This is a genomic window from Lacrimispora struthionigena, from assembly GCF_048627165.1.
Lineage (GTDB): Bacteria > Bacillota > Clostridia > Lachnospirales > Lachnospiraceae > Lacrimispora.
This window is the reverse complement of sequence record NZ_JBMBWP010000002.1, coordinates 2,817,501-2,833,509: the sequence shown is the minus strand read 5'-3', so window position 1 is coordinate 2,833,509 and position 16,009 is coordinate 2,817,501. Positions and strand designations below refer to the sequence as shown.

Below are 16,009 nucleotides of genomic sequence, written 5' to 3'. Positions count from 1 at the left end.
TATTCCAATGTGAAAATGCACTCTTTACGGAAAACATGCTCTATTTAATTGGAAATGGGTATACAGTAACTCCGAATGAATATTCTTGCTTTAGGAAACCGGTAATCATTGCCGGAATATTCATCCGAAAGATGCGCACTACTCAAACGTATATTCATACTAGATTAAAATAGCTTCTTGCTAAATATATTAATCTGCCTAAATACATCTTTCTTTAAAACTTAAACCCATAAAACCCAAATACCCACACTATATAAATATAGATTATACAAGCATTTAACCACTACTATTATATGTGGGTCTTAGGGATTTTTGGGTCGTAAAATATAACTCAGCAATGTCTAAACATGTATTAAATAGATTCCTAAATGCAGTTTACATAGTATGGACAACAGGGGTATTCACGGTGGGAATATTCAGTCCTTAATTTGCGCAGTCTATATATTTAACTTCAGGATATCTACACCTATTAAAGGTAAGTGCTTAGCTATCCGTCTAGTTTAAAATACAGGCAAATTACGGAAACCACATATTTTGCATTAGTGGCTATACAAGTACGTTTTTGAGCTCCTTCTATTTACGTGATTGATTCTTTACTAAGCCTGGCAGCTTAATCAATCTTCAAGTGGTGGTATTTAGCCAATCTAAAGTTAAATCTGCTACGTGAACCCATGGAGCCATTAGCAAATCTAATCAAGCATACACAGTTATATCTTGATGTCATTACTGCTTAATAATCAAAATCAGTGTTTTGCAAAAATATAGTGATAAATTATCCATAAAAAATTAGTGTTTTATCACAACCTTCTTTAAATGAAATAAGGTACAATCCTTTTACAACTACAGATCGTTTTTTTAAATCGGAGAGTCTGTAAGTAAGATACCTAAATAAAAAATACGAGGAGGATGTTTATGGAATCACAATTTGAAAAAATTTTTTATCGTTTTTCTCAACAGACAAAAAAAGCAAAAGAGGAATTTGAAGACAACCCACAACATTCAAATTTGCCTCACGCACTCGTGCCATGTGACAGTTACATATCTGCTATAATAGAGACTGATAAGCCGGCAGTTCAAGCAATAAGCATAGAACCAGTCACATTTTATGACGACAATGGTAATAGTCTATCACAAGATTACGTAGATGAATATCTAGAAATCAAAAAAACTAATCAAGTGATACAGAATTTATATGATGCAGCATGCCGTATGTCTTTAAATATTGATAATGTTAACTGTCCTGAAAAGTTATTATTAAATTTACAAAGCCGAAATAAAGAGGATAACTCAAATATAACAGATATCAATACAAATGCGGTTTTTATAACAAGGAAACCCAAAAGTAACTCTCCTTACTTTATTTTTGAAAATGAAAACTTGTATTATATTTACTATGACGAGAATAATATAATGGATAAAAGTATTATTGCTAACTTTTCATTAGAAATAATACAGCAACTGATTGTATATGGAAAAGCGAATACACAAGGAAATCGTAATACGCATTCCATTTATAAAATCAATATACAAACTACTAAAGGTACATTCTCCGCCAGTATTGAAGACAGTCTTCTAGAAAAATTAACCTGGATAACTAAAGGATCTCATGCAAAGGCGCAAATAGAGCAGGGTTGTGGTGCAAAAGTTAGACAGTATCTCCAGAAATTAATTACCAAAGAGAACTATCCAAAACTTTATCACTATGAAACAAATGGATGGACTCGTTTGGATAATGGTCAACTGGTTTACTTAACAGATAAAGGCGCCATAGGCTTTGATATACCTATTACGGGAAGTAGTAAAAACTTATTTTTATATGATAAAGATATGATAGAGGCTGATGCTGTTTTAAAATACGTGAATATGCTTAAAATAACCAATAATCACACCGTTCCATGTATCCTTATGCTTGAAACATTATTAGGATGCATGAATACTTTATTTGAATTAGCTGGTTACCCTAACAAAAAAGGTATTTTTATTCTAGGACAAACTCAGAGTATGAAAACTACCCTAGCCTTAATGTTTACAAAAGTATACGATCGTAACGATCTTAGTAGTCCTACGTTAAGTTTTTCATCTACAGCCTGCGGTATTGAAGAAAAACTATCGGAAATTTCGGATGCTGCCATTATCCTTGACGATCTGGCTCCTAAGTTAAATAAAGCAGAGATGAGTACGCTATTAAATAAGCTAGAACAGGTAATTCGTGCTGTAGGAGATAGAGTAGTTAAGCATAGAATGACAGCATATAGTCCTGATACAAAAGATGCAGCCTATCCGGTTAAATCAAGTGTTATTATAACTGGAGAAATGTTAGATGGTATGCAATCTTCTCTGGCCAGACTGATTCAACTTGATTTAAAAAGGTCCGATATTAATACGGATCTCTTAACACGATACCAACAGTCCCCATACATTGTCTCTACGGCTCTGTACCATTTTATTAATTATATAACACCAAATGTACAGGAGGTGATATCGTATATAAATATAACAGTCACAGAAAAACGGGATAAATACAATAACCTATACTACACGCCCAGGTTCCAGGAATACAAGGCAATCTATGAAACTGTTATTGACATTTTTATAGATTATATATCTAATCTCTCCATAATGGATAGAAATCTTATGAATAACATAAAGGACGAAATGTATAACATTGTACACTCCGTTCTACTCCTTAATGATGAGAATCTAAAAACAGAAACCATACCTGAAAGGATCATGGAAGCTATAAAAAATGCGGTAATTACAGGGGAGCTATGTAGATATTATCCTGATAATCTTAATGGTTTTACACAAAATGGTATACTAATCCTTGAGGATTATTATATTATATATCCTGATACACTATTGAGAATACTAAAAACATACTTTAGAAATAAAGATCAAAACTTTTATTGTAATTCAATCAAAGGTCTCAGTAATATACTTGACGGAGCCCACTTTATACTGTCTAAACTGGAAGGAGAGAAAAAACGATTTACGCATAAACTTAATAAACAAATCTGTAGTTCAACAACAAGGTACTATTATCTTCACAAAAAATTCTTTGAAGAGAGATAATATTTACAGAAGAGAGCCAGAAAGTGGATTTAAAATATCAAATTCATCTCCGGCTCTTAAATAGATTATCCCTACTTTAATAATATTATACCAAGCTAAATGATTGGCATAAACAACCCCCATTTATTAATATAATTATATAAATAAGTAAAGATTTTTACATCATTTTTTTCTAATAATTTTTCATTTTTTACTGATATGCCGAAGTAGTTTTGTACTTTTTCTTTCAATAATATTGACTCATCATTGTAATTTTTATTCATTATTTCTTTTAACCCTATAGCTAATTCCATTGAGTGCATACTAAAAATAATATTACAACAAGCCTTCTTACTTTTATTAAAAATATCATATAATTTATTTGTTGGGTTATGTGTTTTTTGGCAAAAATCAACATTATTTAGTATTTCAGTTTTTAAGTTTTCTATCTCTTTTATTAATTGATCTTTTATTATAGATACTGAATTAAGTTCTTTTATAACTTCCGACTCAAGTTTACCTATAGCAATCCTCACATCATTACTATTAATTATCTTATTGTGATTAACATGGCTGTGTATAATTGAATTATAGACTATGTCAATTTGTTTTAAAATTTTCTCAAGAGTACTCAGTGTATCAAATCCTACTTCGTTAGTTATTTTAATATCACTTGCTTCATAAGAGTTTTTAATATAATCAATTATTCCGTCTATTTCATTACTAAAGTTTAAAAATATGTCACCCGTAATATTAGATATTTCTATCTTTTGTATGGTTGATTTCAAATACTCTGATTTTAAATCCTCAAACAGCTTCTTAGCTTCATATTGAGCGTAATATTCTACAGTTCTTCCAAATGGTAATTGAGCAAATTTAGTAAACTGTTTTAGAATATATTCTTCGTTATCATTTATATCTTTGATAAAACTTTCTTTCTGTATCTTATTCAAAGATTCATCTTTTTTAATTAAGGCAAGTATAGTGTTATATGATTTTGATATATCTATTACTAAACTAATTTTAAAAATGTAATCAATTATCCAAAAATATAATACTTCCTCCACATCAGATAAATCAGGACTTTCAAATATAAGCCATTTTAACCAATTAGTAACTGTATCATCTTTAACTTTTTTATCCAGTGGGATCTTTAGTATATAATTCAATGATAGTACTTTATCGTATATCTTTGCAGGAATAGCATTACTAACTGATATGCCTATATATTCAGAACTTGTAGAATTATTTTTCTCTTGTAAAATATCATTTAATAAAATTCGCTTCCCCTTCTTTTTCTTTTGTACATTATACTTTTTAAATAATTGCTTATTAAATGAACTTACATTTATAGAAAATGCATTAAAAGTAAACTGTATTGCATTTATTTTCATTAATTTTGATTTATATTCATCAAGAAGTTTTTTATTTTTTGGTATCCCTGAATCATCATTTTCTATATTTTTTATCATACGACATAGATTATTTCTCTCATTAAAATAATCCCATTTACTTAAATATGTACGCAATAGATGGTTATTATTTTTTGCTATATTACAATATTCGCTCAAATCCATCCAGGCAGAATTATGCCAGCAAAAACAATACCATGTATATTCAGTAACATCTCTTTCAAATATGCTTTTAATATCAGTACAATCCATCAAAACTACCTCCTTTTTTTAATTATGTGAGATTTATAAAGGAAAATCAAGCATTTTTATCACAACTTATGTAAAAAAAATTATGTTATATTTCTTTATAAAGATGCTTAGTTAAATATTTTTAAACTCCATAATAAAAAGTTATTATTTTTAATTATATATAATAGCTAAGAAGGAGGTGAAGACGGATTGTCCAGTAAAGTAAACAAATTTAAAGAACAGAATGAAGCAATTGTAATGAGTCTGACTGCCAGTCCGTCAGAGCCTATTACCAATGCAGGTGATGTAGCCATTAGCCAATTAATTCAAATGAGCGGTCATAGTGGATCGTTATCAACCGCAACACGTGCTAGATTAATTGTAAATTTTTCAGATAAAGAAGAAAAGGTTGCAAATGTATGCGATTTGTCCAAAATCAAAATACGATCTGATGATGGCAGGATCTATCTCATCATAAAACGTAAGCCAATAACCAGCAACAGCTATGTTGGTTTAATTGATAAGCTTTATGAATACTTTTTTGGATTAAAGCAAACCACACTTGAGACCTTCTTTCCTGATTGGCAGAAATGGCGTGATGAAGAGACAAGCGTATCAAAGAAAACCATCAAAGAGAATTATTTCCTCTGGAATGCCCTTCTTAAGGATGATGACATTACTAAGATACCTTTATCAAGCATAAAGGTTCAAGATTACATAAATTACTTCCGCAGAATTACAAAGGACCGGGAGTTGACCCGAAAACGTTTTAATGATTTAAAAAGCATAATGAATTCTATGCTATATCTCTGTGTTGAAAGGGGGATCATTGAACATAACTGCCTGCAGGATATTAACTACAGACAATTTGCATATAAATCGGAGAATACAGTCATAAAACCTTATACGGAGGAAGAACGCCTGCTTATTATTAATCACTTAGACGATGAGGATTTTTATTCTCTCGCTATAAAGTTTGATTTTCATCTGGTATTGCGTATCGGAGAACTTAAAGGGTTAAAATGGAGTGACATTTGCAATGACTATATCCGTATCCAACGATTTGTAGATAATGATAATCAAATTGTTGAAGATATTAAGGGGCATGCCAAAGAAGGCAAACGATTGATGCCTCTTACACCAACAGCAAAAGAAATCCTAGATATTGTAAGGCGACTGAACCCTGACAGTGATTATATCTTTATTCGAAATGGACAGCCACTATCTACATGTACTTTTAATCGCCATTTAAAAAAGTGTTGTGATGAGCTTGGCATTGAATATCGATCTTCTCATAAATTAAGATTTTCAACGGCATCCATTATGTATAAAAATGGTGTAAAAGATACAGAGCTTCAAAAGCTGCTAGGTCATTCTACATTAATTATGAGTCACCATTACTTAAAAAGTATTATTGAAATCGATAATACAGCTGAAAAAATGAGGACTATTCTCGGCTAATAGTCCTCACTCCAATTTGGGATTTCTCCCATAATCTTACAATACAAAACACAATATATTTATTATATGGCTAATAAAACCACAGAGGCTTGTCATGCAGAGCATGATAAGTCGCAGATCCAGCCCTTCCATTACACCTACCCAAAAACAGTCTATCCTGGGTCAAATTGCCATGAACCGAACCTATGTTAAGTCTCCCAGCATATATATAATTAACCTTAAAAGATAATCTTGAAGTACTAAGCCACTCATCTTAAATATCTGCAAATGATATATCTGAATTCTGCGTTAACATAAGTTTTCCATTGTCTCTGATTTAATACTTTCAGCATATCAAAAACAAACAACAATGTCAGAATGAGAATGTACCACCGATCTTCAATATAAAGAAATAGCTATGAATATGCATTTTTCTAAACTATGATATTACTATAGGAATTATCCATTCTTTTATCTTTAACCACATTGTTAATTATTGATATTATTCTTTTCTTGTCCTTCTTCTGGTATTTGTTATACTGATTTGAAATAAAATATAAAATAATATTTAATTCAAAAATCGTAAACTTATTCTTCTTGTCATCATCAAGCGAATACCAGAAATCCCAAAGGTTTTCTCTATTCAATAATATCTGCTCATCAATATCGTAAATTGATAAATCTATATCATCATTTGCTGTGATAGCTTGGAAATCTTTATCACCAAATTTGCTTTTTTTCATATCATTATCACTGGTAAATGACTTAGTATAATTCTCTGTGATAAAATTCACTAAATCATCTAAAACTGATTCATCTTCTTGTAAACCAAGAAGGCGGCTAACTCCTTTATATTTCTCTAAAACTTTTACTGCTTGTAACCTATCCATAATTACTTATCCTCCAATTCTTTAACACGCTCTAAAAATTCTCTTGCCAGATGAATATACTCATAATAATTTGTCTCATCACCATTACCCATTGTATCAGCTACATCTCTTCTGTCTTTGATTTCAGCTTTAAATAAATAACCAGCTGATTTCATAGAATTTCTATGTGCAGTTGTATTCGTATTCCCTTTGCGCATAGTTTCAAATATACCAATTAATTGAGGTTGCTTTCCAAAAAGAAGTGATAAGACATCTGCAAACTCACTATCCTCACAGTAACTTTTGTATATATTTTTTATGACAGAAATGTAATGCTTAACTCCCTTTGAACTCAAAGGATCCATTATAGTTGGTATAATATAATAATCAGAATATAAAAAAGCACTTTGGGTTATTACATTATTACTTGGAGGGCAATCAAAGAATATAAAATCATACTTTTCATTTAGGCTATTTTCTTCTATGAAATCACGTAAAACTAACAAGTTCTCTATGCTCTTACCTATTTCCATACTTATTTTATCTAAACCACCCAGTTTGGAGAATAGACTATTAGGTATAAAGTCAATAGAATTAGCTGTTTTAATTATATCAGCACTATTTACAGTAAAATTAATATTCCCAATTTTTTTCGCTTGCATGTATACCATATAAATAAAATTTAACGTTTCACTTCTGTCCAATTCATCCAACTGCATTCCAAACGCCGTCATGCATACCTCGCTTAATGATGATTGTGGATCAAGGTCAATAAGAAGAATTTTTTTATTAAAATTTTTTGCTAGTTCAACAGCTATATTATATGTACTGGTTGTTTTTCCCACACCACCTTTGTAGTTTCCAAAAAATACTTTATAACCCATAACTTTATCCCCCTGTATAAAATTTTAATATATAAAGTATTATACAGGTAATTATTATGAAAGACAAGATTATTTCAACAGGATCGGGTCAATTTGGCTGTACATCATAAAACTACCTCAAAATCTATAAGAGGAAGTAGAAAAAGGTAACCCTTTTTTCAGCCATTATTCTACTTTATATCCATATTGCAATTCGCCTATTAAAAAGACAAATTATATGATAGGTTCACCGGCATACTTACTTATATACCATGAATATAAGACTAAAAAAAAACAATTAAAAAGAATCTTCGATTTAACGAATATTAAATCTAGACTTGATGTTGAAAATAAGAATTTTATTATATAAAGAAAATCCATAAGCAGCAAAGCATCTTATTTAAATCCGTTAGAATTGCCAGTACATTATATAATAAATAAACAATGCCTGATATTAAGAGAACTGTCATTTAATTGTAGTTTTTTTATTTACTTAAAGTTTTAATGAAAACATTTGTTATGTCTAATTAATCCTTTTTTAATATTTCCTCTCTAATACTTCCACCTTATGAGATATGAAGGATCTGATAAATACTCTGATTTCCTAGATATTGAGGGCGTTCTTTCCGGAATGAAAACAAACTATATCTCCATTTATCCGGATTATAAATACAGACCTGTCCTGTAATCTCCCTTTCCTCCTCTGCAACTCTTTTGATTGTATCCTGCATATTACCTAAAGACAATTCTGGCTCAATATTTCCTGTCTTTTCCAATACATAGCGTGAATTCAAGAAATTAACTCAATAATCCGTAAATAATGGAATTCCGATATTGACATGCTGCCAACCAAAGGATTCTATAATATGGTCATAAAGCCCTACAAACAGGAACTTATTTATGCTCTCTTCCTGCTCCCATAAATACAGAGGTGCATAGACATGTTCAAAACCATCAACCCCTTTTTCTTGAATTTCTATACCAGGAATTTCAGTCAGAAAATACAGATATTCATATTGGTTCTACGCAACTTCTTTCCCGCTTGTACTTTCCCCAGCTATATGAAATAAACAGCCAGTATACGATGCATACAGATCCTATTAAAAAATTAAACCGGTAGTTTAACAATCAGACCTATGAAGCAATCATTACTCATACCAGACTTATTCCTGAAAAAGGAGTCTTTGAAATTCGAAACTCAGTGTCCCTCATATGGACCGGATCTTCCAGTTTCGATTTCACTTCACCTGAAAATTTACCAGTAATTGTAAACTGGGATAAACTCTGTCCCCTTCGTATCTTAACCCTTCAACTCTTAAACCAGGAAGAAAATAAAATATCAATAATCGAGGTAGATACTCGGGACTTAATGATATCACTACTTTTATCAAAAGAGCACTTGCTCTGCTTCCGGAGACGCTGATTAAAGAAAACCACCGTCTGGAAGCCCTCTCCTCTCTTACACCTACCAGTCTTTCTGTTTACGGATACTGTAGAAGTAAAAAAGAAAAAAATAGTTTAGAAAAGCTATTACACCAATAAAAATATCTCTTTCATAGGTTGCCCCATAGGATTCATAGTCATATATCGCATTTGTACTCTGATTTTTACCCATCAGAGTCAGACAAATTTAATAACCAATCTTCTTGTATGCCTAAAGTCTCTTATGATACATTTTCTCCATTACCCAGATATGTGAATCTACGTAAATATAAAAGATACAGCAAAATCAATACTACGAGTACATATTTAAAACCTGTACAAAATTTTAACTACACATTTTATATATTTTTTTATTTTTTGTGCAATGTATTTCACAAACTTGTTATTCTCTGCAATTTATGATATACAATTTAGTAGATTGGAGGTATTGAGCATGCAAGAAACCATAGAACGCCCCGAATATATAAACCAGCTAATCAACTTTCGCGAAAAACAGTTGATTAAAGTAGTGACTGGTATTCGACGCTGTGGAAAATCAACCCTGTTTGATTTATACTGCAGCTATTTAATGCAAAATGGCGTGTCAGAAAACCAGATTATACGCTTGAACTTAGAGGGCCCCGATTACCATGATATAAAAGACTACATGCAGCTATACCAGTTGATCAAACAGCAGTTGGCACCGGACCATATGAATTATATCTTCATCGATGAGGTACAAAATGTTCCTGAGTTCCAAAAAGCAGTGGTTGGTTTATTTATTATAAAAAATTGCGATGTGTATATCACTGGATCAAATGCCTTTCTGCTTTCAGGCGAACTAGCAACCTTACTTTCAGGTCGGTATGTAGAAATAAAAATGCTCCCACTTTCCTTTAAAGAATACTTGTCTGCTTTTGACGATAAAACAGACTTGATTATAAAATACCAAAACTATATCCAAAACGGTTCTTTTCCCTATATTCTGAATCTAAACAGCAGACAGGAAATCCGTTCTTATCTGGAAGGTGTTTACACCTCCGTTGTATTGAAAGACATTGTTGCCCGTTGCCGTATTTCAGATGTAAATATGCTGGATAACGTGATCCGCTATATGTTCAATAATATTGGAAACTTATGCTCTTACACAAAAATAAGCAATACCATGACTTCTGCAGGCCGTAAAATATCAGTCCATACTATTGAAACATATCTGACTGCATTAGTTGACAGCTTCATTTTGTACAAAGCAAACCGATATGATGTAAAAGGGAAACAGCATCTTGCTACAGGGGCTAAATACTATTTATCAGACATTGGCTTAAGATATTATCTCTTAGGTACCAAACGAGCAGATGTCGGACATATTCTTGAGAATATTGTTTATTTGGAATTACTGCGGCGAGGCTTCGAGGTTCATGTAGGTAAAGTTAATCAGGCAGAAGTCGACTTTATTGCATTTGGAAGTCAAGGAGAAGAATATTATCAGGTAGCTTACACCGTAATCGACGCCGGCGGCTCCACACTGGAGCGTGAGCTATCCCCATTAGATGCTATAAGGGATCACAATCCAAAATATCTTTTAACTATGGATTTTACCCCACTTACTTCCCATAATGGAATCAAGCAAATTAATGTTCTGGATTGGCTTCTTCGATAAGACTTTACCATTTAAAAATATAAAAAAACAACACTCTATAAGTTTTAAATTTTTATGTCAAGAAAAATGCATTATTAACCATTTTTCTTGACATAAAAAATATATTTAGAACATTGCTGTGAAATAGGTAATAATATGCTTCCCGTAATTCTACGTCATGAACTGAGTCATTTACCCTGAAATATCTTTCCAACAATTTCACAAGGAATTTTTTTTAAATCAACGCTGTTTTTTAACTTCATTATTCTCATCTATCAGTTTCCTAATCAACTCGTGTAAAACCACTTTCTCTTGACAGACTCCTTAACCGACATTTTGACCGACATTTCTCTTTACGAACCAGCTGGTACTAATTTTTGATCAATGATATTGCGACAAGAACCTGTATTGAATACGGTCTGATATTAGCTCCTTTTTCAAAGGAATTAACCAATCATATATAAAATCAGTAAAATAAAGTTAGCTATAACAAAAAGTATAGACATATTTTTTATGACTGGATATTCTCTCTCAGAGGGAATATAAAACTTTCGTCTTGAACGAATAGCGTAAAACATATCAGGATAAAAATAAGTTATAAGCCCTATTCCAGCAATCATCATTCCCATAAATCCCAAAGCGCCTTCATGCTTAGGCTGTGACTGAAGAATTTTGATCAACTCATCCAGACCAGCATATTTTTCTTTCATCTCCAAATACTCATCTTCGTGTACCCATAAAAAATAGCAAAATCATCTGTACGCGGATTATAGGTGAATCTATATCCTTCAGGATAATATAACGTAATAGTCGAATCATAAATATCATACCCGTATCTTGTCTCTCCATTTCTAAACTCCTTGTATCCTTTATCAAGACCTTCTGTAAGATGAGCAACTAATTTGCTTTAAAATGCACAAATTTTACAATGTAAACAGTTATTAAGCAAAGACTCTTTACCAAATATTTATTTTTACTTATAAAAAGCGGATTGCACATTTTAAAGCGCGGTGCTATGATAATTTCACCGGCACCCATAATTATTATAAATATAAAAACAAAAGAAAAGCAGTTAAAAAGAGTTTGTGAATTATCAAAAATCAAAACCCGGCCTGATGATGGACGAATGTATTTTATCATCAACAGAAAATCAATAAGTAGCAACTCCTACGAAGGATTAATTGATAAGCTATATAATTATTTCTTTGGGGATAATGCTGCCACCATGGGCACATACTTTGAAACCTGGATGGAGTGGAGAGAGAATGAGACAAGTGTAAGTAAAAAGACAATCAAAGAAAACCGCTTTATGTGGACTTCTTTATTGAAGGATCAGGATATCACTTTAATTCCCTTAAAGGATCTGTCAGCAAAGGATCTGATTATCTATTTTCGGAATATAACAAAAGGTCGGCAGATTACGAGAAAGCGTTTTAATGACCTAAAAAGTATTATGAATGGAATCCTGTATCTTGCAGTAGAAAACGATATTATAGAGCGAAATTGTCTTCGAGATATCAACTATAAACAATTCAGCTATAAGGCAGAAAATACTAAAATCACCCCATACACCGAGGAAGAACGTCTACAAATTATAAATCACTTGGGCAATGATTTTTATTCATTAGCAATAAAGCTGGATTTTTATCTCATTCTGCGCATAGGCGAATTGAAAGGGTTAAGATGGGATGACATTTCAGGAGATTCCCTACATGTCCAGCGCTTTGTAGATGACAGAAATGAGATAATCGACGATATAAAAGGCCATGCTGGCGAGGGGAAGCGTTACATGCCATTAACACCAAAGGCCAAAGAAATACTTTTACAAATTCGAACGTTGAATCCGGACAGCGAATACATCTTCATCCGCAACGACCAACCTCTGGCAACTGTAACCTTTAACCGCCGCTTAAAGAAATGCTGTGAAGAATTAGGCATAGAATACCGCTCCTCCCACAAACTCCGTTTCTCCACCGCTTCCATCATGTACAAAAACGGAATGGAAGACACGGAACTCCAGAAGCTCCTGGGTCACACCAACCTCACCATGACCCACCACTATCTCCGCAACATTACTTCCCAGGAAGAAACAGCATCAAAAATGAGGGCAATCCTGGATTAACAGCCCTCAAAAGTACCAAAAATGCCCACGCAAACAAGCGCAAACACCAAATACACAAAGTAAAAACCCCAGAAACCCTTATTTTATCAGGTTTCTGAGGCTTTAATTATAGAGGCGACAACCAGATTTGAACTGGTGATCAGGGTGTTGCAGACCCACGCCTTACCACTTGGCTATGTCGCCATTAAATTATAAAACTGAACTACTTACATTCAGTGACCCCAACGAGATTCGAACTCGTGTTACCGCCGTGAAAGGGCGATGTCTTAACCGCTTGACCATGGGGCCTTACTTAAATTTCGTTTCCTCATAGTCTATCTAGCTGAGTATCACGAACTCCCCGAGTAGGACTTGAACCTACGACCCAACGGTTAACAGCCGTTTGCTCTACCGACTGAGCTATCGAGGAATATTGCATTGCTGCAATCCTTGAGGCATATACCCTCAAAACCACACATTGTTATATATCATTCATCCGTTCTTCCTCTTACCTAAACCAACCTGGTTAAGCCCTCGACCTATTAGTGACAGTCAGCTGCACATGTTACCATGCTTCCACCTCTGCCCTATCTACCTCGTCGTCTTCAAGGGGTCTTACTCTTGCGATGGGATATCTCATCTTGAGGGGGGCTTCACGCTTAGATGCCTTCAGCGTTTATCCCTTCCCGACTTGGCTACTCTGCCATGGTGTTGATCACCAACAGATACACCAGAGGTCAGTCCATCCCGGTCCTCTCGTACTAAGGACAGCTCCTCTCAAATATCCTACGCCCACGCCGGATAGGGACCGAACTGTCTCACGACGTTCTGAACCCAGCTCGCGTACCGCTTTAATGGGCGAACAGCCCAACCCTTGGGACCTACTACAGCCCCAGGATGCGATGAGCCGACATCGAGGTGCCAAACCACTCCGTCGATGTGAACTCTTGGGAGTGATAAGCCTGTTATCCCCAGGGTAGCTTTTATCCGTTGAGCGATGGCAATCCCACTTTATACCACCGGATCACTAAGTCCTAGTTTCCTACCTGCTCCACCCGTCGGTGTCGCAGTCAAGCTCCCTTATGCCTTTGCACTCTTCGAATGGTTTCCGACCATTCTGAGGGAACCTTTGAGCGCCTCCGATACTCTTTCGGAGGCGACCGCCCCAGTCAAACTCCCCGCCTGACATTGTCCCCCAGCCAGGTTATGGCTGCAGGTTAGAAATCCAATACCGCAAGGGTGGTATCCCAACATCGGCTCTGATAAGACTGGCGTCCTATCTTCATTGCCTCCCACCTATCCTGTACATGCAGCACCGAATCCCAGTATCAAGCTGGAGTAAAGCTCCATGGGGTCTTTCCGTCCTGGCGCAGGTAACCAGCATCTTCACTGGTATTTCAATTTCACCGGGTGCATTGTCGAGACAGCGCTCAAATCATTACGCCTTTCGTGCGGGTCGGAACTTACCCGACAAGGAATTTCGCTACCTTAGGACCGTTATAGTTACGGCCGCCGTTTACTGGGGCTTAAATTCAGAGCTTCGCGTTGCCGCTAACCCCTCCTCGTAACCTTCCAGCACCGGGCAGGCGTCAGCCCATATACCTCACCTTTCGGTTTTGCATAGACCTGTGTTTTTGCTAAACAGTTGCTTGAGCCTATTCTCTGCGGCCTGATTTCTCAGGCACCCCTTATCCCGAAGTTACGGGGTCATTTTGCCGAGTTCCTTAACAATGCTTCTCCCGCCGGCCTTAGGATTCTCTCCTCATCCACCTGTGTCGGTTTACGGTACGGGCACATATTACACAATAGCGGCTTTTCTTGACAGCCCCTACAGAGACTTCCCTACTTTTGTTCGGTACGCGTCACACCTTCCTGTTGCTAAGCGGATTTTCCATCTTAGCCAGTCCAATGCTTGCCCCGGTCTTTTCATTCCCGGGTTCTCTCTCGGTTCTGTGTCCCCACAGTTCTGATAATATGCGGTACAGGAATTTCAACCTGTTGTCCATCGACTACGTCTTTCGACCTCGCCTTAGGTCCCGACTTACCCAGAGCAGATCAGCTTTACTCTGGAAACCTTAGATATTCGGCCTGGAAGATTCTCACTTCCATCTCGCTACTCATTCCGGCATTCTCTCTTCTTAACGCTCCACATCTCCTTACGGTAATGCTTCTGCGCATTAAGAATGCTCCTCTACCAATGTATCATACGATACATTCCACAGCTTCGGTGTCGTGTTTTAGCCCCGGACATTTTCGGCGCAAGACCTCTCGACTAGTGAGCTATTACGCACTCTTTGAATGTGTGGCTGCTTCTAAGCCAACATCCTAGTTGTCTCTGAAATCTCACATCCTTTTCCACTTAACACGCACTTTGGGACCTTAGCTGGTGGTCTGGGCTCTTTCCCTTTTGACTGCCCAACTTATCTCGTGCAGTCTGACTCCCGTACATCATCTGACCGGCATTCGGAGTTTGATATTCTTTGGTAAGCTTTGACGCCCCCTAGGAAATTCAGTGCTCTACCTCCGGCAGACTAATACGAGGCTAGCCCTAAAGCTATTTCGAGGAGAACCAGCTATCTCCGGGTTCGATTGGAATTTCTCCCCTACCCACACCTCATCGCCACCCTTTTCAACGGATGTGCGTTCGGTCCTCCACCGCCTTTTACGGCAGCTTCAACCTGGACATGGGTAGATCACCCGGTTTCGGGTCTACCTTTACTGACTTAACGCCCTATTAAGACTTGGTTTCCCTTCGGCTCCGCACATTCAGTGCTTAACCTTGCCAGTAACGGTAACTCGCCGGACCGTTCTACAAAAAGTACGCGGTTCCACTTTAAACGTGGTTCCACAGCTTGTAAACACAAGGTTTCAGGTTCTCTTTCACTCCCCTCCCGGGGTCCTTTTCACCTTTCCTTCACAGTACTATGCGCTATCGGTCACTAAGTAGTATTTAGCCTTGGGGGGTGGTCCCCCCGAATTCC

The 16,009-nt window shown here is 35.5% G+C and carries 8 protein-coding genes, 3 tRNA genes, 1 rRNA gene and 1 pseudogene (1 of these 13 running past the window's edge); 4 read left to right on the top strand and 9 right to left on the bottom strand.

What is annotated here, in order from left to right; genetic code table 11:
• The first annotated feature begins 912 nt into the window (after positions 1 to 912).
• Positions 913 to 3,072 (top strand): hypothetical protein, encoded by a 2,160-nt coding sequence (locus tag ACOAOT_RS22225; RefSeq protein WP_420218934.1) that lies wholly within the window; start codon positions 913 to 915, stop codon positions 3,070 to 3,072.
• A gap of 95 nt (positions 3,073 to 3,167) precedes the next feature.
• On the opposite strand, the gene ACOAOT_RS22220 is transcribed toward ACOAOT_RS22225, so the two are convergent.
• Complete coding sequence (locus ACOAOT_RS22220) at positions 3,168 to 4,715, bottom strand: hypothetical protein (protein WP_420218933.1); 1,548 nt, start codon at positions 4,713 to 4,715, stop codon at positions 3,168 to 3,170.
• 189 nt (positions 4,716 to 4,904) lie between these two features.
• On the opposite strand from ACOAOT_RS22220, the gene ACOAOT_RS22215 reads away from it, so the two are divergent.
• On the top strand, positions 4,905 to 6,155 hold the full coding sequence (locus ACOAOT_RS22215) for a tyrosine-type recombinase/integrase (RefSeq protein ID WP_420218932.1): 1,251 nt from the start codon (positions 4,905 to 4,907) through the stop codon (positions 6,153 to 6,155).
• Between the two features lie 413 nt (positions 6,156 to 6,568).
• Here the strand turns inward: ACOAOT_RS22215 and ACOAOT_RS22210 are convergent, their stop codons facing one another.
• From ACOAOT_RS22210 to ACOAOT_RS22200, 3 genes and pseudogenes are all read right to left on the bottom strand, one after another.
• Positions 6,569 to 7,024, bottom strand: a complete 456-nt coding sequence (locus ACOAOT_RS22210) for a hypothetical protein (protein WP_420218930.1) — start codon at positions 7,022 to 7,024, stop codon at positions 6,569 to 6,571.
• 2 nt (positions 7,025 to 7,026) lie between these two features.
• Positions 7,027 to 7,887: a ParA family protein gene (locus tag ACOAOT_RS22205; RefSeq protein ID WP_420218929.1), complete on the bottom strand. Its 861-nt coding sequence runs from the start codon at positions 7,885 to 7,887 to the stop codon at positions 7,027 to 7,029.
• 545 nt (positions 7,888 to 8,432) lie between these two features.
• Positions 8,433 to 8,840: pseudogene (locus ACOAOT_RS22200) on the bottom strand (DUF4865 family protein).
• A 902-nt stretch (positions 8,841 to 9,742) separates the two neighbouring features.
• Between ACOAOT_RS22200 and ACOAOT_RS22195 the strand changes: the two are divergent.
• Positions 9,743 to 10,948 (top strand): ATP-binding protein, encoded by a 1,206-nt coding sequence (locus tag ACOAOT_RS22195; RefSeq protein ID WP_420218928.1) that lies wholly within the window; start codon positions 9,743 to 9,745, stop codon positions 10,946 to 10,948.
• Positions 10,949 to 11,373: 425 nt separating this feature from the next.
• On the opposite strand, the gene ACOAOT_RS22190 is transcribed toward ACOAOT_RS22195, so the two are convergent.
• Positions 11,374 to 11,637: a hypothetical protein gene (locus ACOAOT_RS22190; protein ID WP_420218927.1), complete on the bottom strand. Its 264-nt coding sequence runs from the start codon at positions 11,635 to 11,637 to the stop codon at positions 11,374 to 11,376.
• A 305-nt stretch (positions 11,638 to 11,942) separates the two neighbouring features.
• Here ACOAOT_RS22190 and ACOAOT_RS22185 point away from each other — a divergent pair, with 305 nt between their 5' ends.
• Complete coding sequence (locus tag ACOAOT_RS22185) at positions 11,943 to 13,049, top strand: tyrosine-type recombinase/integrase (protein ID WP_420218926.1); 1,107 nt, start codon at positions 11,943 to 11,945, stop codon at positions 13,047 to 13,049.
• A gap of 112 nt (positions 13,050 to 13,161) precedes the next feature.
• On the opposite strand, the gene ACOAOT_RS22180 is transcribed toward ACOAOT_RS22185, so the two are convergent.
• From ACOAOT_RS22180 to ACOAOT_RS22165, 4 genes are all read right to left on the bottom strand, one after another.
• Positions 13,162 to 13,232 (bottom strand) — tRNA-Cys (locus ACOAOT_RS22180).
• Between the two features lie 33 nt (positions 13,233 to 13,265).
• Positions 13,266 to 13,337: transfer RNA gene (locus ACOAOT_RS22175), tRNA-Glu, on the bottom strand.
• A gap of 48 nt (positions 13,338 to 13,385) precedes the next feature.
• Positions 13,386 to 13,458 (bottom strand) — tRNA-Asn (locus tag ACOAOT_RS22170).
• A gap of 92 nt (positions 13,459 to 13,550) precedes the next feature.
• Positions 13,551 to 16,009: ribosomal RNA gene (locus ACOAOT_RS22165) — 23S ribosomal RNA — on the bottom strand; it runs 433 nt beyond the window's last position.